This is a genomic window from Chryseobacterium elymi, from assembly GCF_003385495.1.
In the GTDB taxonomy this organism is placed as follows: domain Bacteria; phylum Bacteroidota; class Bacteroidia; order Flavobacteriales; family Weeksellaceae; genus Chryseobacterium; species Chryseobacterium elymi.
Map to the genome: position 1 here is coordinate 21643 of NZ_QNUH01000022.1, position 21664 is coordinate 43306.

The window sequence follows — 21664 nt, forward strand, 5'->3', positions numbered from 1 at the left end:
TACATTATTTGGTTCTGTTCTCTTCAATGAATGCTGCCATTGTATCGATAGACTGGAAGATTTCCTTTCCTTTTTTAGGGTCGGCTAGTTTTATTCCGTAGTCTTTATCTAAAAGAACAATAAGCTCAAGAGCATCAATAGAATCAAGACCCAATCCGCCTCCGAATAACGGATCTGTATCTTTGATTTCCTCTACAGAAACGTCTTCTAGGTTAAGAACTTCAATAATTTTGTGCTTCAATTCTGTTTTTAAGTTTTCCATAATTATTTAATTTACCAATGTATCAATATACTAGTTTACCAATTTTAGGATTGTTACATTGCTACACTGTTATATTGTTACATTTTTTACAGGGTTAGCAAATATACAAAAGCTTTATAATTTTCCTGATAAAGTTCTGTCCAGCCACAAAGAACTTTTTCCGCTTTTCCGGACAGTAGGATCTGCTCAGCATAATCGTTTAAAAACTGTTCATCAAATTCATCAAGGATAAAAAAGGCATTCTCTGTCTGCATTTTATGTTTGATACTGATTTCTCCTACACAGATGTTGGGAAGAGTATAGACAAATACAGCAGGGCTTGGGAAATAATTTTCCTGCGAGTTGATGCTTTCCTGGTATTTAAAATCGGTATCAAGACTTGATGACCTGTTGGCAAGAACCAATGCTGTTCTGCTGTGATCTTCCTCTTTTAAAATCATTTCAGCAGCGAGAAAAGCAAGCTTACTCAGGTTATCCATTTTGTGAAATTTGGGATAATTGAGCTCTAAACTTTTATAGGCATCTTTGGCAAAGTCATGAAATGTTTCGCTCTGGCTTTCAAAAACAGGATTTCCGTTAACGGTTATTTTTGAATGTTCTATGATACAGCTTTCAGTTTTCTTCATCACTTTCATTTTAACATTTTTCCAGAACAACCGCCGCATTGCATCCGCCAAAGCCTGAAGCTGTTTTTAAAATATATTGAATTTTTGCAGGTTTGTTTTCCATGATAATATGTAAAAGCTGGGAAATTCCCGATTCTTCAAAATTCTTTGAGGGAATCAACATTCCGTGACGGGCACTTTCCATGGAAATGATACTTTCCAAAAGTCCCGAAGCACCAAGACAATGTCCATAATAGCCTTTCATGCTATTTAATGGAACATTTTGAAGTTCCATTCTGTTGAAAGCAATCGCTTCCATTTCGTCATTGTAGATGGTGGCTGTTCCGTGTGCTGAAATAAAATCAATCTGTTGAGGTTCTACATTGGCTTCAGTCATTGCATTTTTGATGCTGGCATACAGTCCGTCTCCCGTTCTGGAAGGTCCGGAAATATGATTGGCATCATTAACGGCTGAGTCTCCCAATATTTTAAACCTAAACTTTTCGTTTTTATTCAGAACAGAGGTTACATATGCAGCAGCGGTAGCTTCTCCGATATTGATTCCATTCCTGTTTTTGTCATAAGGTTTGCATGGTTCTGTTCCGATGGCCTGAAAAGAGTTGAACCCTGAGATCACAAATTCCGAAACTTCATCACCAGCGATCACAAAAGCATCTTTATATTTTCCTGCTTGGATCATATTTTTGGCAACAGCAATGGCCATCACTCCTGAAACGCAGGCATTGGAGATTACGATAGGTTTTGTTTTAAATCCAAAATAATCAGCAATTTTTTGTGCTAATTTTGAAAGATAAACACCTTCAGGCAATTCCGTCTGGTTTTTTAATAAACTGATGTTTCCTTTGGTGGTAGATAGTATGAAAGCAGTTTCTTCCGAAATTTCATGTTTTTCAACAAGAGGTTTTAAGCTTAGAAGAAACATTTTTTCCAGCCTTGTAAAATCCAGCCTGTCGAAATTGTTTTTAAATTCTTCCTCCAGCTTTTCAGTATTTATAATGGAGGCATAAAAGGCCTGCTGATTTTCGATAACTTGATGTAATGCTATGCCTGATTTCTCTTCAATAAGATGGTTCCAGTTGGAAGAAACATCAAATCCTAAAGGAGTAACGCAGTTATAATCTGTAATATAAGTTTCCTTCTTCATTATAATCCCATTTTATCTTTCCATGCCTGAAAAAAATCAGGATTATACAGACATAAACTTCCGTTGCCGTCTAAGAATACCTGGATGGTCTCTCCGCTGCATACCAATTGATCTTCCTGGTTGAAGAGCTCATAAGTATAGATCAATTTTGCGGATGCTGAATTGACAAAAGTGGTGACAATCTTAAATGTTTCACCATACTTTAATGGCAGAAAATGCTCACATGTACTTTTTACGATAGGCGTCACATAGCCTTCTCTCTGAATATCAAGATAAGTCAGGCCGTGTTCTCTTCCGAAAGCTTCTCTCCCGTCTTCAAAATATACAATGTAATGACCATGCCAGACAATGCCCAGCGGATCTGTTTCATTGAACCTTACCCTTACTTCTTCCGTACAGGTTAATATGTTTTCTTTAGACTGCATTTTGTTTTCGTTCGTAAAAAATAGAAATAGCTACCATGGCAATATAGAATGCAAAAAGGAATGCAAGTTCTTTGGCAATTCCTGTGATTCCGCTGTTTCTTAAAATAACATCATAATAAGCATTCAGTCCCCAGTTCATGGGGGAAAATTTTGCCACGGTTTGCATAAATTCAGGCATTAAGAATACGGGAACCCATATTCCCCCGATAGCAGCCAGAACCACCACTGAAGTTGCTCCGAAAGGTGCCGACTGTTCCTGTGTATCTGCAATCGTTCCCAATAAAACACCAAAACCGATCGCTGCCAGCCCTGAAAATAAAGTTACCACAATAAGCTGGAACATTTTTCCTGAAACATCAAATGCCGGAAGATCCATATACGGGAAAAGATAGATACCTACGGCTACCATCAGTAAAAACTGGATGATACAGATGATCAGGTAAGTGAATGTTTTTCCTAGAATATGAACAAAATAAGGGGTCGGGCTGATTCTTGCTCTTACGCTTGTACCCTGGCTTTTTTCTTTAACTAAATTAATAGAAAGAGGAACTACGATGAAGAAGATGGCAAAAAGTGTCCATGCCGGGACATTGTGCTGAACTGAGTTCGGCATTACGTCCATAGTGCCCTTTTTCGGGGTGATCTCTTTGAAGCTGATGAGGTTTTTGTTTTCTTCAAGGTTTTCCTCAGTACCCAGCTGATCCTGAAATGCTTTGTAGATCTTTTTGTTTTCGATCTCAAAGACCATTTTATTCACAGAATTCATGACTGAATTTTTGAATCCGGCGTTGGTAGCCGGGTCAAAGTACAGATGAATTTCTTTTGCTCTCACAGCTGTTTTTTTCACAGCTGCAGAATCTCCTTCCAATCCAAACGAGCTTACGATCGTCTGAACTTTGGAATCAATATTTGAATTTAAATCTTTCGTTAAATTTTCAGGAATAACGATGGCCATCTGATAATCTCCGGAAAAAACGGCTTCCTGCGCTGAATTTTCATTATAGTTGGTCAGCAGCTGGAATGTTTTACTGGTTTCCAGTTCCTGTTTTATACTTTTTGAGACCTCAGATTTGTCATTGTCAATAAAAATAATCGGGATTTTCGAGCCTTCCAGATTTTTGAAAGTAGAATCCTGAATTAAAGTGATCGTTACAATTAACAGCAACGGCATGACGAAAATAATGACAATTCCACCGATATCTCTCTTCAGAAGAAGGATTTCCTTCACGAAGCTTCTCCAAAGTTTATACAACAACATCTCTTAGTTCTTTTCCTGTTAATGATATGAAAACGTCTTCCAGGTTTTCAGCGTTTGCGATCTGTGCAACAAGTTCTTCCGGTGTTCCTATGGCATGGATTCTTCCCCGGTCGATAATGGCGATCTTAGTACAGAATTCTTCCGCTTCGGAAAGGTGGTGAGAGGTGTAAATGATACACGTTCCGTTTTTATTCAGTTCCTGCAGGAAGTCGATAATCACTTTTTTCGACTGAACATCAACCCCAACGGTCGGTTCATCCAGAAACAATACTTTCGGATTGTGAAGTGTTCCCGCGATAAGGTTGCAGCGGCGTTTCATTCCTCCAGAAAACTGTTCTACCTGTTTATCTGCGAATTTAGAAAGTCCCATGATCTCTAGGGATTCATCGATCACTTTCTTAAGTTCTTTATGCTTTAGGCCGTACAGGCTTCCGTAAAACATCAGGTTTTCTTTAGCAGTAAGAGTAGGATAGAGTGCATATTCTTGAGGGACAATGCCAATGATCTGTTTGATTTTAAAGCTGTCCTTATGAGGAGATAATCCGTTGATTGTAAACTGTCCTGAAGTCGGTTTGATCAATCCGGAAAGCATAGAAATCAAAGTGGTTTTTCCGGCTCCGTTTGGGCCAAGAATTCCATAGATCTCATTTTTTTCTATATTCAGAGAGATGTCGTTGACAGAAAACTCTTCGGCGTTTTTATATTTTTTATAGAGATTTTTAATCTCAATCATGTTCTCCATATCAGATCGCTTTTCTCAGTTTTTTATAAAAAGCTTCTTCCAGATCAGCAATATGAAGCATAGATTTTGAAAGGTTATTGTAGATGTCGCTTTTCGAGTTTCTGTTTTTGTATACACGGGCAATATCCACGGCAAAGTCTCTCCATAAATCACCAATGGCGGTAATTTCTTTTGAAAGCTCCTTTAATTCATCATTTTTAAGAATGACTGAAGCTTCCTGAAGAAATGCACCATAAATAAACCGGAATCCGCCTCCGCCGGTGCCAATCTCTTCCTGCATCCTGATCAGCTGGCCCAGATAGTGGTTGGTGACCTTAGTTCCTTTCTTTTCAGCCCATTTTGGGATGCTTCTGGCTACCCATCTCATGGCTTTTACCCCGATAAGGGGAACCGGAGCCAGCATATTTTTGCAGGTGTCTCTTATCCCTTTTCTGATGGCTTCTTCAATATTCACATTTTCCGGAATGTAGGTAGGGTAGTACATATGTCCTTTTGGGGGCAGTGCGCCTTTGGCATATCTTACCTTTTCCAGCTCAGCTTCTGAAAGGGTAGTGGTATAATCCATTACCGGATCGCTGATCAGGAATTTTCCGTCCTCTTTCCCATATACCACAAGATTGTGGGCATTGAAGTGAAATTTATATTCTTCAGGGAAATAGGTGAGGTTAAAGACACCTACCTGAAGTCCCGTAGGGATATTCTGATTTAAGTTTCTTTCTAAAGCGGACTGTGCTTCTTTAGGATTGGAAAATTTTTCTCTTTTGATTTTAATTCCCAATCGTTTTGCAGCTTTGCTGAAAATAGCACCCGGCATCGGTCTATAGCTGAAGCCTGGAGCGAAATTCACTTTCAAAAACGGCAGATAGACAAAAAACAGTCCGGAACCTATCCCGAAGATCATTGGTTCACTCAGCTTTAAGCCTTTATTAAGTAACAGATTGGAGGCAACACCATTTTCGCAATGTGCGGTCTGATGGTGTTCGAAGTTAAGTTTCATTTGCTGCTTTATTCTTTTTCATTGGCGAAATAAAATTCTGCATATTTTTTATGCTTCATTTCTTTATTGTTTTCCGTCAAAGTTCTTTAATTCATCCACTGAAATCCCGAATGCATCTGCATATTTTTTCAGCACGGACTGGTTTAGTGTTTTAAATACTTTTGGTTTTGCATGTCTTTTTACTCTCCACTGCCACATTCCGACATAGGAAGCAAGAACACTTAAGTCCATTTTATTCAGTTCCATGAAATAAATAATAGGGCTTACTAAATTATTGGCAACATTTTGCCTGGCTTCTTCAATTCTTTCATGAATAAGCTCCATGGATTCATCAAGGGCAGCTTTTTTAGCTTCCCATCCAATGCTGTTTGCCGTTGTATAATTGTCATTTTCATCCGTCACATACAAGACTTCGGTCATGTTTGCTGACTTCAGATTGCTTTCATCCTGAGGCAGGTCTTGTTTTTTCATGTAAACCGTATTATTCTTTTTAATCAGTTGGCTAAAATAGTGAAAATACATTATATGTAAATCATATTAAATTATAATGCCGGAACAGGCTTTATTTAAAGATAAATTCAAATTTTAATATAAAAAATCATAATCTGTAGCTTACTGTAACAAGTGCATGATGAATGTAGACTTATTGAATTCTATGAAATTTGATTTAAATAAATAAAACTTATGAAGAAATTTTTTATTTCTGTTTCACTTTTCTGCATGCTGCATGCAATGGCACAGAAATTTGACACTCAAAAGGTGACGGACAGCCAGGGATATACTTACGAAACCGTTAAGAATGATCAGTCCGGTGTCAGAGTATATACCTTGAAAAACGGACTGAAGGTTTATCTGGCAAAGAATGATGATGCCCCGAGAATTCAAACTTATATTCCGGTAAGAACGGGATCTAATAATGACCCTAGTGACAATACAGGTTTGGCACATTATCTTGAACACATGGTTTTCAAAGGAACTTCTCATCTGGGAACTCAGGACTGGGCAAAGGAGAAGGTATTGCTGCAACAGATCTCTGACCTTTATGAGCAGCATAAAGCTGAAAAGGATCCTGAAAAGAAAAAATTGCTCTACAAGAAAATAGATGAGGTTTCTCAGGAAGCTTCCAAGTATGCAATTGCCAATGAATATGACAAAGCGATCTCTTCATTGGGAGCAACGGGAACTAATGCTCACACATGGCTTGATGAAACGGTTTATAAAAATAACATTCCTTCCAACGAGCTTGAAAAATGGCTGAAAGTAGAAAAAGAACGTTTTTCTGAATTGGTATTGCGTCTTTTCCATACAGAACTGGAAGCTGTGTATGAAGAATATAACAGAGCCCAGGATAATGACGGCCGTCTTGTGAACTATGCAATGATGGAAGCGCTTTTTCCAAAGCATCCGAACGGGCAGCAAACAACGATTGGAACTTCAGAACATCTGAAAAGCCCTTCAATGGTTGCTATTCATAAGTATTTTGACACGTATTACGTGCCTAATAATATGGCTGTTGTCCTGGTAGGAGATCTGGATTTTGACAAGACCATTAAAATGGTAGATCAGTATTTTGGAGCTTTCAAGTACAAGGAGCTGCCGATGAAAAAAATGGTCTCGGAACAGCCAATGGAAAGCATTGTGATGAGAACGGTAAAAAGCCCGAGCACACCTAGAATGACTCTGGCATGGAGATCAGATTCCAATGGAACCCAGAATGCGAGATTGGCAGATGTGGTTGCGAAAATTTTAAGCAACAGAGGGGATGCAGGTCTGATAGATCTTAATATGAATCAAACGCAAAAGGTATTAAGTGCAGGAGCTTATGAGTCTGCTTTTAAAACTTATGGTGCTTTTACGATGTCAGTAACTCCGAAAGAGGGACAAAGCTTTGATGATGCTAAAAAACTATTGTTAGATCAGTTGGATTTAGTGAAAAAAGGTCAGTTTCCGGACTGGATGCTGAAAGCAATCGTTAATGAAAAGAAAGTACAGCGCATGAAGGCGTGGGAAACTGCTGACGGTCTGGCAACGACCCTGTATGATACCTACATCAATGAGAAAACATGGCAGGAGGAATTAGATGATATTAATCAGTATGAAAAAATCTCAAAGGCAGATGTTGTCAAGTTTGCCAACGAGTTTTTCAAAGATAATTATGTGGTTGTTTACAAAGAAAAAGGAGTGAATGACAAGCTGGTTCGCGTACAGAATCCGGGTATTACCCCAATTAAGCTGAACAGAGAAGCGCAGTCACCTTTTCTTAAAGATATTTTAAGCAGTAAAGTATCTGAGATTAAACCGGAATTTATCGATTATAAAGCAGCGATCCAGACTTCTCAGATTAAAGATAAGAAAGTAAGCTTTGTAAAGAATAAGTATAATGATGTAGCACAGATCAGCTATATTTTTCCTTTCGGAACGGACAATGATAAAGAGCTTCCCATCGCGGTAACTCTTTTCGAATATCTTGGAACGGATAAATATACTCCTGAGCAGCTGAAAGGTGAATTCTATAAACTGGGAATCTCTTACAGCTTCAGAACGTCCAACGATCAGGTGATCATTACACTGAGTGGCCTTGAAGCTAATATGAAGAAAGGTGCTGAGCTGATGAATCACTGGGTTACGAATGTAAAAGCAGACAAAGAGACCTATGCAAAGACTGTAAAAACCATACTTGAGGCAAGAGAAGCTGGTAAAAAGGATAAAACAAGAATCATGGCTGCTCTTACGAACTATGCTAAATACGGTAAGAATTCCAGAATGGCGGATATTGTTTCCAAAGAACGTCTTGAGAGCATTGATGCAACTGAGCTGACTAAGAAAATTAAAGTACTGAATCAGTCTCCATATGAGATATTCCTTTACGGACAGGATCAGTCAGGCTTAGAAAAGGCGGTTAAACCATATATCGCAGAAACCAGTGTTCAGCCGGCAAAAGCTAAAGAATATCCGGAGCCTGCTGCAGAAGGAAAAGTATATTTCACAAACTATGACATGGTGCAGATGGAAATGTCTAAAGTAGCCAAAGGAGGTAATGTGAACTTGAATAACTTCGGAAAAGCGAATGTTTTCAACGAGTATTTCGGAAGAGGTTTGTCTTCTATCGTATTCCAGGAGATCAGAGAAAGTAAGTCACTGGCTTATTCGGCATATGTTTCTTATGCGAACGCAACTGAGAAAGGACATGCGAACTATATTACGAATTATATAGGAACTCAGGCGAATAAGCTGCCTCTGGCTGTAAATGCAATGAATGATCTTATGGCATCCCTGCCACAGATTCCGGCACAGTTTGAAAATTCAAAAGGTTCTGCACTGAAGCAGATCGCTTCCAACAGAATTAACAGAACGAATATTTTCTTTAATCAGATGGCGCTGAAAAAGCTTGGTGTTGATTATGATATCAGAAAGGATATTTATTCTGAAATTCAGAGGCTGACACTGCCACAGCTTACCGGTTTCTACGATACTGAGATAAAGCCTGTAAAGTATAATACAGCAATTATCGGTAAAAAAGAAAACCTGAATATGGAATCTATCAATAAAATGGGGACATTCCAGGAAGTATCTCTTGAAGAGATCTTCGGGTACTAACCTTTATGATACCAATTTTTTTAAGCGGGGCAGTGATGCTCCGCTTTTTTGTTTAAATTCACCTGAAAGCAGCCTTATTTTCTCTTGGTGTAATTTAGCTTTATAAGTAAATATATTTCTGCTTTCTCAAGATCATTACACCATGTCCGCTCTGATACTATAGCATTTTCGTAGAGATAAAGATCTTCCATATTATTGACATATTCCAGTCTTTCGGAAGTCCGGTACTTAAAAAATGAAATGAGATTCACTTCATCACCAAGCTGTGGCGCAACCGGAAATTCAACAGAATTTTCAAAATCGAATTCAATGTCATACGAATAGAACCTTACCTTTACGCTCATGATATATTATTTTCGTCAAATATATCGAAAAATAAGGGTTATTAAATATTTAGGCGGGAAGAAGGAGGATGGAAGCTTGAAGTTACTGGCGGGGTTTCAATATCTGATAGCTTATTATATAAATTGATGAGATAGGTTAAAAGAACAATAAAACAGGCTTAGAGTTATTCTGAGACTTCAATAACTTCCCTCTCCCAGCCCTCCAGCTTCCTTCCTTCATAATCATCTGTGCAATCCGTGGTTAAAAAACACAACAAGACCAACCTTTTCACGAGTCAGAGCTAAAAAAGAAAAACCGCACGATAATCGTACGGTTATATATTTTCACTGAAATGTATTCTTAAGATTTCACTTCCTGAATAAACAGATTGATCTCCGCCCTGATCAATAATTCATCATTATTAAAAGTCTCACAGAAGATATTACAGATATTTTCATACTGGGAGATCAGTGAGGCTTTGGAAATAATCTTATCTCCTGTTTTTGGAAGAGCAAATACTTCAATTTTTTTGATGTTGGTGATAAAGCCGATTACTTTGGTGTCTGCGTCTATATTTTCGAAGAAGCTCTGCCCCAGAATGGAGGAGCAGGTCTGGGCAAGATTTTCAATCAGGCCGGCTTCTGCCAATTCATTGTTGTGGACAAAGATATTATCTTCTTTTATTTCAAAGGAAGTCACAACCTTTTCTTTGGTCAATTCCAGAATATAATCTGCCATCAGCATCGGTTCGCGGTGTGGCAGAAAGTTATGCATATTGATGAGGTCCTCTTCCTTGATTTCCATTACATTTATTTTACAGCAGTTTTCATTTGGGATTTTGCGATGATTGAGCTATTCAGCTTCGTGACAATATCCACCAGTGTTACCCCCATCACTTCATTAAGAATCGTTACTTCCGATATCAGGCGGTCACCGATTTTTGGCAGGGCTTCCGCTTCAAAAGATTTAATGGCTCCAATATATCCTGTAGGAGCCTCTTTTCCTAAAAGATAATATTTGTAACCTGTGTGTAAAGCAACACTCTGTGCCTGATGCTCGATAAGGCCGGAAGCCTGAAACGTTCCATCCTGAATAAAAAGATTATCTTCTTTTATTTCAAATCCTGAAACAAGACGATCATCAGAGTATTCCGTAAGCTCATGAACCATGACGAACGGAAAGCGCTGTGGGATAAGGCTTTCTACAAATTTCTGATCAGATGTCGGCAGTGGGTGTTTCATTAGCAAACTGTTAATAAGGCACAAGAGTAGGCAAATCTTCCGCTTTCAGGAACACATAATAATACTTTCTCACCTTTTTTCAGCGTTCCGGAATTCATTAATTCTTCCAGTGCGATGAAGATAGAGCCAGCCCCGATGTTTCCTACTTCAGAAAGGTTATAGAACCATTTTTCTGCAGGGAAGTCCATGCCTTTTTTAGCGAATTCGTCTTTTAGGCCATCTTTAAAATAACCTGAAGAGATATGTGCCAGAACATGGTCTATTTTTTCAGGATCCAGATTATGCTTATCAAAAGAAGACCTTAAGCTTTCTGCTCCTTTTACAAGAATATATTTGTCCAGGATTTTGGTGTCCTGCTTAATGGCAAAGATTGATTCTTTCAGCCATTCATCAGAAGGGTAATCTGCCCATGATTTAAGGCTTCCGTCTTCCTGCTTATCGCATCCTGCATACATACAGGCTTCAATTTCGTGAGCGTAAGAATAAAAATCAATGAATTCTATTTTTAAATTAATTCCGTTTTCTCGGGGCTTATTTTCGAGAAGGAATGCACCGGCGCCGTCAGAAAGCATCCATCTCAGGAATTCTCTTTTGAAGGCAACAATAGGTCTTTCTTCCAGTAATTTTAAGTTTTCCGCTTCATGATTGAATTTATCTGCGGTCATCCATGCAGACATTCTTTCTGAGCCAGCACAAATAGCGTTATCCTGTACGCCTGCCTTTACGGAAAGAAATCCGTAGTTCAAGGCATTCATTCCTGAGTTGCAGAGACCTGTAGCGGTATTAATTTCAATAGATTTTCCAATATTCAGCTCACCATGAACCATAGATGCATGTGAAGGCTGCATCTGATCCGGGGATGTGGTTCCCACGGACAGCAGTTTCATATCTTCCTTTTTAAAATTTTCATCGAACAGCCCTTCAACAGCTTTTGCTGTAATCTGTGCATTGGTGTGAGTAGGATTTCCTTCTTTATCCAAAGCATAGTATCTTGTTGTGATCTTGTTATTTCTTAAAATCAATGATTTTGCTTTAGAGGGAGCGCCATTTATCAGACCAAGATAAGTCTCCATTTCATCATTTGATACCGGGTTATTAGGTAAGTATGTTGATGCTTTTGTTATAAATACGTCGTACATTCTATTTTAAATTAATTCCTTGTAAATATGTTTTTTGTTTTTGTCTTTTAGACCAAAATATAGGGGTTGCCAGTAAGTGTAAAACTAAGACGACAGGTGAAATAATCCATATCGCAGCCATCAAATATACCTTAAAGAATTTTATCAACAATGGACGTTTCTCCTTTTTCTTAATAATGAGATTAGACCATACGGTGAAGATCTTGTTGCCTACTTTTTCTACTCTTACTAAAAAAGGACGGATCTCTACAGCGCCATTCTTTACCAGATCAGGCTGAAGACCTGATAAGTTTCCGTTGCTGAAATGCTTTTCTATGATGCTTCCGTACTTTACAGAGCCCGAAATTTCTTCATCCGAAACCCCGGCAACGGGAAGAAATCCTGATTTTTCTTTCTGTCCTGTAGTCAGCCAGCGTAAGATTGTCAGTACACTGGTATAATTGTCATGTCTGTCTACTAAAGCGATATTTCCTACCAGTTTTGCACCAAGATTTTTTAAATATACTTTCAGTTTTTCCTGAGAAAGCATCCACATATTTCTGGTTCCTGAAATTGTAACCACATCCGTATCTTTCAGTATCTTTTCCGCAAAACCACTCTTTAGGAATGAAATGATAGGGATAGATGGTGTAAGATACCAAACCTGATATCCGAATAAAATGAGGTCGTACTTCTTATTCAGGATGTCTTCAGAAGGCGGAAAGATCTCTTTGGGAATCTGAAGATAAGATTCGGGAAATGTATTGAAGAAAACGTCACCCGGCCAAGGGAAAGGGAAATCTTCCTTTAGCTGAATATTATAATAGGTAACGTTGTATTCCTCCTTTTTGTCTTCAAAAGGTTGGGCCATATTCTTCACAATATCCTCCAGCTGGCCGGTTTGCGAATAATAAATGATGAGTATATTTTTTTTCATTAATATTCTTTAGCGGTTACAAAAATATGCTTTTCATATTTATTTACTGTTTTTTGAATATTTTTATTGCTTCTGAATTAAGCTCCAGATAATAATCTGGATTGCTTAGCTCTTTAAATGTTGTGTTCAGGAATATAATAGTTTCAGGAAGCTCCTTCAGTGTACTGATGTCAAAATTGTTATCAGAAACTACAAGTACTTCAATATTTTTATTGATTTCCGAAAGATCATTAATATAATTCAGTTTTCTTCTTTTAACCAAATACGTCTGTGCTGCTGTTTGTCTTCTTTCCTCATTTTCAATGAATGAGAAAATTCTTCTTTCTGCCTGATAAAGGGTAAGCAGGATATCCTTCTGTCCGAAATCATCTGCTATATGCAGGATAGATGCATCCTTCGGAATCTGTTTATTCAGTTCGAAATAAACAGATTTGTTGGCATTAAAATCATCTTTTACCTCTTTTACTACTCCACTGTCTTTGTAAAGATAGCTTAAGAATAATTTTTTCCTGAAATAATTTTCGTCCTCCAGCTCATTTCGCAGTTCTGCAAATTTTTCTCTGAAGTACGCATTGATTTTTTTCGTTCTTTCAGAATAGTTTTTCCCAAAGCTCAGATCATCTTTGCTGATTCTTTCCCCTACTTTTACGGTAATGCTTCCGTCGTAGATAATGAAGTCTCCTTTCGGTAGTACCTCGGAATTCCCATGAATATATAATGGAAGAATATCCAGCCCGAACTGTTCTGCAAGATAAAACGCTCCTTTGTGGAACCTTTTCACATCGTTTGTGTAAGAACGTTCTGCTTCGGGGAAAACAACGAGTGAATAACCCTGGTCAATTTTTTCTTTCAGTTTTTCCATTCCGTTCTCTATTCCCTGAGAAACCGGATAAAAGCCGAGAGCCCTTACTAATTTTCCGAAAACAGGAGAGTCATATACCCAGTCGTTGACCAGATAAATAATTCTGTGGGTAGCCATGGCGATAGCAAGTGTGTCCAGGAAAGAAGTATGATTGGCAATGATCACTGCCGGTCTGCTGAAATCTTCCGCAGGGTTTCCAATAACTCTTTTCTTTACAAATGGAGTAATATACAAAACAGATGTTAAAAATTTAGCTAAAATTAATTTAATGATATCTAAAGTTTTTCCTTTTGATCTTTTGATAAATACACTTCCGATCAGTGAGAAAACGAATCCTCCTAGACCATAATAAAAAAATGATATGATGCATCTTAAGAACAGCCTGAAGGTGATAGGAGAAAGTCCTTTTTTTGCTCTGTTTGTGATCATTAGCCTGAACCAAAACGGGTACAGCGTCGAGGTAATGATAATTACGGAGAACATCCCGATAAGTGCAACCAGGGCCAATGAGTGTAAAGCAGGATGCTTTGCAAAGATCAAAGAACCTATTGATAAAATGGTCGTGAAAACTGCAAGCAGGATAGAAGTTCTGTAAGTAGGAAGCTCATTTTTCCCTGTTGTATGTTCTTTCTGCATAGCTTTTGTCAGAAAGATACTGAAATCGTTTCCCACTCCAAAAACCAATGTACAGACTACAGTGCTGAAAATATTTAGCTCCAATCCTAGGAAATACAGGATTCCCGCCGTTACTATTCCTGTTAATACAATAGGAAACATAGTAAGAACAGTAAGCTCAAAATTTCTGAAGAAAAGAATGATCGTCAGGATAATGGCCAGAAGAGAATAATTGATCAGCGTACTGAAATCTCTTTTCAGCAGTCCCAAAAAGTTTTCGTTCATTTGCTGGCGGTCAATAGCGAGAGCATCATGGTTATTTTCAACATCCTTTATGAAGGCGTCTCTTTTCTTCTCATCTACTTTTACCACATTGGAAACTGTATAAAATCCGTTTTCATTGCTCAGGAATTCCGAGATCTGCAATGCCTTTACTTTCTCATAATCCCGGAGGCTTAATGTTGTGTAGCTCTTATTTAAAATATTATTGAAATTGTCAAAAGCATTGCTGTTGAATCCGAATTGATTTCCACTGTTCACCAATTCAGAAACAGTACGGTTCTTTTTATTTCCGTCCCAGAATTTATTCCAGGTTTCGATCCTTTGTTTCTGATCTTTTTCAGAAAGGACAACATTTCCAAGTGAATTATAGCTCAGGATTTTTCCTTGCTGTTTTTCTTTCTCAAGAAAGTTGCTCAGTCGGGAGTTTCTAGTCAGCACTTCTTCCTCAGAATCTCCATAAGAAATGGTGTAAATGGATTTTGAAGTGATATCAGAAAACGTCTGAAGCTTAGCTTCGCTTATTTTTAATTCTTTCGGGATATAATTCAGGTCACCAATATCCTCATTGAATCCTACATGTCGGAAACCGAACAGGCAGGCAATAATAATGATAGAGCTGCCTATGATCAGAGGCTTGTTCTTTTCGTAGGGGTAAGAACCTATCCTGTCAATAAAATTATTGTTGTGTCTATCTTTTTCCTGTTTAGGCTTATAAAGCTGAGGGACAATGATCAGTGCGGTAACGGAAGAGAAAATAACCGTAATCGCTGCAAAGAGACCGAGATCTTTCAGGGCTTCAGAACGTACAAATACCAGGCATAAAAAAGAAACAGCAGTCGTGACGCTGCTCAGTATGATCGGTTGTGTGATCTCTTTGTAAAGCTCTTCTATATTATTGTTGTGCTTGTAGTGGGTAAGGATATGGAGCGCATAATCTATGGTGATTCCGATGAGGATGGCACCTACACTCAAAGAAATAGCTGAGATCCTGTCTTTTATAAAATAAAGAATCAGCAGGGCAAGCAATACCGAAAATACAGTCGGTAGAAATACAATTACAGGGGTGAAAAAATTTCTGAAATAGTAAATCAGCAGAACCAGGAGCACTGCCATCGAGATCATGACCGTATTTTGAATGTCTTTTTTGATTTGTTGGGCATTTGCTACAGCAATTACCGGAGAACCGAAATAGCTAAGCTCTGTTTTTCCTTTAAACTGTTTATTAACACGGTCTTTTATCTGGTTGAGCTGATTGATAAAATCTTCGTTACTTTTGGTGTCATTGCTTTCATTTTCAGGATCTATGAAAAGCAAAAGGTTTTTTCCGTCTTTTGTAACAACATAATTGTCTTCGAGCTTAAAATCTTTACTAATGTTTAAAGCATTCAGTTTCTTGATTCCTAAATAAGTAATTCCCAGCGGATCTTTTTTTATGAATTCCTTTGTCACAAGACTTGTCGGTGAAACCAAAGAAACATAATTGCTCTCTACCTGCTTTAATATGCTGTCTTTCTGAAGTTTTCTTTCAATTTCCCTGTAATCATTTTCATCAAGGAAAAGAGGCAGGTTCTGGTTGACAAAATCAAATGTTTCTGAGATTTCATTGTCGTTCACCTTTCCCTGAACAGAACCTATATATTTTTTAAGAGGCTCAATTTTTTGCAGAAAATTATCTGCTGTTTCAGAAAGCTGAAAGTTGTCTTCATTGGATTTGTTTTCTATGATCACAATGATCTTGTCTGAAAAGTTCAGCTGTTTAAGAACTTTTGCGGTAAGATCAGATTTTTCATTCTTAGGAATTATCTGGTTGATATCCTCTTCAAAGTTAATTTTTGAAGCAAAAAATCCACATAATACGGCTATTCCTAAAGCAAAAATTGCTGAAAGAAGCCTGTTTTTAGAAATCAGATAATATAAAAATATAAAGAAATGATGCATTACTTTATGAAATCAAGTCTGCAAATTTAATTTTTTCAATATTAGTTCAAAACATTTCGGCTATAAGTTTGTCTGAAAATCAACAAAATATTCTAGCCAGAATAAAAAAATATTCTACTTTTGCAAAAGTTCCCTCTTAAAATATATTTTAAACCAATATTATTACTAAAGAAATAAGAATCTGTTTTAGATATGTTGAAAAAAAATGATGAAAAAATAAACGGATTGCTATTAACAGTAGCATTCCCTTTTCTCCCGTCTGCATTATCTTATTACAGGTTTGCATTCTCTTTGTGTTTACTGCACCGGTTAAAAAACATTAGATTAGCATGAGTTTATTACATCCATATTTCCTCGTTGCGATTGCATACATGCTTTTCTTTAGTGTACAGGAAGTCTTTGGTAAAAAAGTAGAAAAAAAATGGCTTTGGTTTCTGGGGATCTATCTTATTTTACTGGCTGGTTTCAGGAATAATGTAGGTCCGGATTACGGAAGTTATAAAGCAATTTACATTTATTCTGATGCAAAGAGCTATTACAGTATTTTTATGAAGATGCTCCACATGGAGGGTCCTGATTACCTTGAGGTGGAATGGCTGTATACTCTCATTAATAAGATATTACTGAATGTCTTCAATGCTCCCTTTTACGTTCTCACCTTGGTTATTGCTATTTGCGCTATTTTCTTCAAGATAGAATATACAGAGGATAATACATTTTACCCCTTTACATTTACTCTGTTCATGTTTATTCCTTACTTCTTTGTTGGGGAAAGCGGGCAGATCAGGCAAAACCTGGGGACATTCATTGTTTATTTTGCCGTACGGTATATTAAAGAACGGAAATTATGGCATTACCTTTTTTTTATATTTCTGGCATCAGGTATACATACCGTTTGCTACCTGTTTCTCCCGATGTACTGGCTGGCCCGTATCCCACTAAGTAAAACCATAATGCTGATCCTGATCATTATTTCTGTATTCCTTTCGCCATTCGAGATATACCGTGTCTTTGGAAGCTTTTTAGACAGTATGGCCTCGGATAATATTCTGGTGAATGGATTAAATGGATATATAGATGAATATTCAGAACGGTTGAATGGAGGTTTTGGGATTCCCGAAGCAATGATGATGATTTTAACGTTCTTTCTTTTTGCATTTGACAACAAGATGAAAGAGCTGTATCCATATTATGAATACCATAGAAGCTATGCCGTTATAGGAATATGCTTTTATTTTATTTTCCGAAACAATCCGGTATTCTCATCCAGATTAGTAGGCGCATTTGTCGGATTTTCTTACGTGTTGATACCCAATACAATGTATGTGGTGTCAAGTGGCGCGAGAAAAATGATTTATGCTTTTATTATTGCACTTGTTGTTTTTAACTTTGTTGTTTTCTCTTCCTTCTTAAATATTAAAGCAGGCAGATTTACCATTGATCTTTATAAGAATCACGTTCTTCCGTAAAAATCTATATCAATCATATCTTGACAAAGGCAGCTCTGAAGCTGCCTTTGTTAGTTTTTGCTTCTTCTCTCTTCTTAAAACGTTGATTAGCCTCATAAAAATATATCATTTGAAAAATTACTTTTGTAGCTTATATTTGTAAAAGTGCTGTTTTCTCATTTATAATCTTTTAATGATGTTTTATTGATAATATAATTATTATATACTTTTTTTATTTGTATTATTAATTGCTTATTATTAATAAAGGCTTAAAAGTTGTATTTTCTGTAATAGCACACAAGTCTAAGGATATGAAAAATTTAATTAAAAATTTTGCGGCAATTTTTTGCTTAGTGTCGATTTGTACCTATTCTAGGAATAGTAGAGGATTGAAAGAAAATCTTCCGTATGGATATACAGAAAAATCAGTATCTGCAAAAGATACTTTAACAAAGCCTGCTGACAGAAGGGCAGTCGTTCCGGACTGGACAAAAGCTCCCAACAGTTATATTTTTGATCCCAGCCAAAACAGCGAAGGTTTGCTGATTCCGGTAAGAAAAGCTTATGCTATGTGGCAGGGGGGCGGATACATTAAAGGGGACGCAATCCCTTCCGGCAACCAGACAGCTGAGGTACTGTGGGAAGATTCTCATGGTCTGATAAAATCAGGGGAGAGATACTCGCTGGAAATTTTAGGTTCCGATGAAAGTGCCAAAATAAAAGTTCCGATCAATAAGGCAAAAAAAGGAAATGCTGTCATTGCCTTAAGAGTAAACAGCGAAATCTACTGGAGCTGGCATATTTGGGTGACCGATGATCCAACTAACGGATCCACTTACAAAAGCTTTGATAATATCACAAGAGTTAGGGAAGATGGAACGGTTGAACGAATTCCTGATTCCGATTGGGGATGGATGGACCGTAATCTTGGAGCTTTAAGCAGTTCTATTGCTTCTTCAGACTGGAACAGAAGTATAGGACTGCTTTACCAATGGGGGAGAAAAGATCCTATCCCACCTCTGATAACAAGAGGAAACGATTTCTACGAGGTTTCAGGATCCATAGGAAGGGTAAGGCACAGAGGTGCTAAAAACTTTACCGGTGCTTTAAATATTGATAACCTCACGAAATACGTTCCGCTTGCAAGTGCAGAGGTGACTAATAACATCAGGCTTTCTGTGAAAAATCCATTAAGTCTGATCTATGTGAACAAAGACGATAACAGCGGCCAGGCTTATTACAACAACAACCCCAATCTTCCGGTTAACTGGTTTGGAAATGCTGCCGGAATTCCAGATAGCAGGCTTTCAGAGCTTAACCTTTGGTCCGATAATTCCAGAGGGCTGATAGGTACAGGATATAACAGCGATGACAGTGCGAAACCTTACTGGGATAAGTCTCCTTACGATCCGTGCCCGAACGGATGGAGAATTCCGTCAATGTTGGTGGCGAATTTAGGATCTCAGTCTTATGTAGATGATATCAGACTGGATTTTTCTCCTTTCGGAGTCAGGACCAATATGACTAAAAATGTTTTCGAAACAAATAAATACCACATCATTAAGCCTACAGATGCAGGAATTCCGTCATTCATGACAGGGTTTAAGGTCTATCCTAACTTTGGTTTTGATCTTTCCAATGCCGGTGGGAATAATATGGGAGTTTTTCCGGGAACAGGACAGTTGATCAGGAATACTCACCAAGGGCAATATACCGACCAGCATCACGTTGCCTTATGGACGGCAACAATGGCCAGACATTTTGATACTTCCCCGGCGGTCATTACCAGAGGGCTTTTTATGGTCCCTGATAAAGGACAGCCGGATATTCCGGATCCTAATTATCCCAATATTAAAGGAAGATATTTTTATATGCCTATGTCAGGAATGTATACTTCTGATGCCAACGGTTGCCGATGCATCAAAGACCCTCTTTATATCGTAAATGATTATAATTTTCCTTCTGAATATCTTGCTCCGAAAACAGAATACAGAGAAGGAATTAACAATCCTAATAGCTATCAGGCTGTTAAAAATTCAAAGTCTTTTACTGTAGAAATTCCAGTAAGCAAAGCCTTTTCAGTACAAAGCCAGCTTTTGAATAACCAGGAGATCTTAGATGCCCCCAACTTCAATAATTTAAAAGTAAATGTGCTTTGGACGACTAATACAGCTTTGATTAATAAATTGTTGATTGTTAATCCTTCCCCAGCTTCACTTCAGAGTCTCAGCGACTCAAAAATTTCGGTGGAAATTAATCCGAACCAGAGTGGGAATGCTGTAGTGACGCTGCATAACGGAAGTATTTCTTCCCCGGTATATTGGAGCTGGCATATCTGGATAACCGATTCCTCTTTAGGATCTTATAACTACAGGACAGAACTTCCGATGGCTGAAGCTGTTAATTATGTGAACTATGTGAGTAAAGCGGATGTTGTGCTACAGACAGAATTTATGGACAGGAATCTGGGAGCGATAGATGCGTTTCCGATAGTTGCTAATGTGTTGACGCCAACTTCTGCAGAGCTTGCAAAAATAAGAGCTTCTACAGGATTGCATTATCAGTGGGGAAGAAAAGATCCTATTCCTACCTTTCAGTATGCAGATAATAAAGCCTTCTTTAATGTGTTTTTAGGTACAGCATCAAGCAGTGGGACTGTAGCTTATACTACATTAACTCCTGCTGCATATAATAATATGTCAGGAAGTTATATTGTTCCTTACAATACTTATGCAGCCCCAATTGTGCAGAGTACCGATAAACCGGCAGATAAAATTGCAAAAGTACTGTCTTATTCTGTGAAGAATCCTTTGGTATATATGATTCCAAGTTCTTTTGCACCTTATAACAGTGCTGCACCTAATTACACCAATGGAACAGACTGGCTTGCCAATGAGCCGAATCTTGCTGCAGACAGATGGGGTAGAGGAGGGGGAAAATCTCCTTTTGATCCTTGTCCGGAGGGCTGGAGGATTCCGGATGTCACCAATGTGAGTTTGATTTCTAATCAGGATTTCGGACAGTCGCCCTGGTATAAAAAAGATAAAAATATAGCGACCTTTTATAGTGTCAGTACAGATTACGCAGGATATAGAGTTAGAAATCCTTCCACAACCTCTACTATAGGGTATATGTTTATAGGTCCATCTTATATACTCGGTAATTTCCCGGATTCAGGTTCACGCGGATTCAGAAATGTTATAGCTAATCAGTCTCCACAGGGAACTTTCAATACAGTTAATTTTCAGTATCCAGGTGCTTGGACAGGAGCTTTGGCGGCAAACTATCTGGGAAGATCAGTTAATGTTTTATTTGATGCAGCATCTACGGCCAACCGGTTTATTGCATTTAATGATAATAACGATCCCTATTTAGGAGCAAGCTGCCGATGTGTGAGAGTGAAGTACGACCCTCAGGGAAATGAAGCTGGCCCCATTCCGAGATTACAGGTTACCGCTATGGCTTTAGGAAAAGAAGCGGCTGTCTTAAGCCGTATTGAAGTTGCAGAAAAGGTAAATGAAAACGAAATATCCTTATTTCCAAATCCGGTAAAGGATATTCTGTATATCAATACTTCCGGTCAAACAGGCTATTACTATCAGATTTACAGTGTTTCTGGACAGCTGGTGAAATCCGGAAAGTTTGAGAACGGAAAAACAGATCTGTCAACGCTCAGCTCAGGAGTATATTTGATAAGAATTAATAATTCTGAAGAAATTCTGAAGCTTATTAAACAGTAAAACTTAAAAAAGCAGTAACCGAGCAGAATAGGATTTCCTGTTCTGCTTTTTATGGTGTAATATGTTTGCATCTATCACTATTGATGAAAAATTCTATATCATCTATTT

Annotated in this window: 17 protein-coding genes; 3 read left to right on the top strand and 14 right to left on the bottom strand. The window is 37.9% G+C overall.

Annotation, left to right across the window (positions count from 1 at the left end; genetic code table 11):
• Positions 1 to 4: 4 nt before the first annotated feature.
• From DRF60_RS18155 to DRF60_RS18190, 8 genes are all read right to left on the bottom strand, one after another.
• Complete coding sequence (locus DRF60_RS18155) at positions 5 to 262, bottom strand: phosphopantetheine-binding protein (RefSeq protein WP_111958661.1); 258 nt, start codon at positions 260 to 262, stop codon at positions 5 to 7.
• An 86-nt stretch (positions 263 to 348) separates the two neighbouring features.
• Positions 349 to 888, bottom strand: a complete 540-nt coding sequence (locus DRF60_RS18160; RefSeq protein ID WP_116014167.1) for a 3-oxoacyl-ACP synthase — start codon at positions 886 to 888, stop codon at positions 349 to 351.
• 10 nt (positions 889 to 898) lie between these two features.
• A complete protein-coding gene (locus DRF60_RS18165; protein WP_116014088.1) occupies positions 899 to 2032 on the bottom strand; it encodes a beta-ketoacyl synthase N-terminal-like domain-containing protein in 1134 nt (377 codons plus the stop codon).
• Entirely contained in the window at positions 2032 to 2457 is a 426-nt protein-coding gene (locus tag DRF60_RS18170; protein ID WP_116014091.1) for an acyl-CoA thioesterase, read from the bottom strand. The genes DRF60_RS18165 and DRF60_RS18170 overlap by 1 nt, the downstream gene beginning before the upstream one ends.
• Entirely contained in the window at positions 2447 to 3715 is a 1269-nt protein-coding gene (locus DRF60_RS18175) for an ABC transporter permease (protein ID WP_116014094.1), read from the bottom strand. Before DRF60_RS18175 ends, DRF60_RS18170 begins: the two co-directional genes overlap by 11 nt.
• Positions 3702 to 4457: an ABC transporter ATP-binding protein gene (locus DRF60_RS18180; protein ID WP_116014097.1), complete on the bottom strand. Its 756-nt coding sequence runs from the start codon at positions 4455 to 4457 to the stop codon at positions 3702 to 3704. Before DRF60_RS18180 ends, DRF60_RS18175 begins: the two co-directional genes overlap by 14 nt.
• Position 4458: 1 nt before the next feature.
• Positions 4459 to 5454 (bottom strand): BtrH N-terminal domain-containing protein, encoded by a 996-nt coding sequence (locus DRF60_RS18185; protein WP_116014099.1) that lies wholly within the window; start codon positions 5452 to 5454, stop codon positions 4459 to 4461.
• A gap of 63 nt (positions 5455 to 5517) precedes the next feature.
• A complete protein-coding gene (locus tag DRF60_RS18190) occupies positions 5518 to 5925 on the bottom strand; it encodes a hypothetical protein (protein WP_116014170.1) in 408 nt (135 codons plus the stop codon).
• 213 nt (positions 5926 to 6138) lie between these two features.
• Here DRF60_RS18190 and DRF60_RS18195 point away from each other — a divergent pair, with 213 nt between their 5' ends.
• Positions 6139 to 9051: a M16 family metallopeptidase gene (locus DRF60_RS18195; protein ID WP_116014102.1), complete on the top strand. Its 2913-nt coding sequence runs from the start codon at positions 6139 to 6141 to the stop codon at positions 9049 to 9051.
• A gap of 74 nt (positions 9052 to 9125) precedes the next feature.
• Here the strand turns inward: DRF60_RS18195 and DRF60_RS18200 are convergent, their stop codons facing one another.
• The 6 genes from DRF60_RS18200 to DRF60_RS18225 form a co-directional block, all read right to left on the bottom strand.
• The gene (locus tag DRF60_RS18200) at positions 9126 to 9395 is read right to left on the bottom strand and encodes a hypothetical protein (protein ID WP_116014104.1); all 270 of its coding nucleotides are present in this window, start codon (positions 9393 to 9395) and stop codon (positions 9126 to 9128) included.
• A 340-nt stretch (positions 9396 to 9735) separates the two neighbouring features.
• Positions 9736 to 10179, bottom strand: a complete 444-nt coding sequence (locus tag DRF60_RS18205; protein WP_116014107.1) for an ABC transporter permease — start codon at positions 10177 to 10179, stop codon at positions 9736 to 9738.
• A gap of 5 nt (positions 10180 to 10184) precedes the next feature.
• Positions 10185 to 10616 carry a hypothetical protein gene (locus tag DRF60_RS18210; protein ID WP_116014110.1) on the bottom strand — a complete coding sequence of 144 codons (432 nt, stop codon included), beginning with the start codon at positions 10614 to 10616 and terminating at the stop codon, positions 10185 to 10187.
• Positions 10616 to 11755: a beta-ketoacyl-ACP synthase III gene (locus tag DRF60_RS18215; RefSeq protein WP_116014113.1), complete on the bottom strand. Its 1140-nt coding sequence runs from the start codon at positions 11753 to 11755 to the stop codon at positions 10616 to 10618. The genes DRF60_RS18210 and DRF60_RS18215 overlap by 1 nt, the downstream gene beginning before the upstream one ends.
• Before the next feature lies 1 nt (position 11756).
• A complete protein-coding gene (locus DRF60_RS18220; protein ID WP_116014116.1) occupies positions 11757 to 12671 on the bottom strand; it encodes a hypothetical protein in 915 nt (304 codons plus the stop codon).
• Positions 12672 to 12714: 43 nt separating this feature from the next.
• On the bottom strand, positions 12715 to 16368 hold the full coding sequence (locus DRF60_RS18225) for an MMPL family transporter (protein WP_116014119.1): 3654 nt from the start codon (positions 16366 to 16368) through the stop codon (positions 12715 to 12717).
• A 329-nt stretch (positions 16369 to 16697) separates the two neighbouring features.
• Between DRF60_RS18225 and DRF60_RS18230 the strand changes: the two genes are divergently transcribed.
• Positions 16698 to 17837 carry an EpsG family protein gene (locus tag DRF60_RS18230; RefSeq protein WP_238640240.1) on the top strand — a complete coding sequence of 380 codons (1140 nt, stop codon included), beginning with the start codon at positions 16698 to 16700 and terminating at the stop codon, positions 17835 to 17837.
• A gap of 368 nt (positions 17838 to 18205) precedes the next feature.
• Positions 18206 to 21556 (top strand): T9SS type A sorting domain-containing protein, encoded by a 3351-nt coding sequence (locus tag DRF60_RS18235; RefSeq protein ID WP_116014124.1) that lies wholly within the window; start codon positions 18206 to 18208, stop codon positions 21554 to 21556.
• The last annotated feature ends 108 nt before the right edge of the window (positions 21557 to 21664 follow it).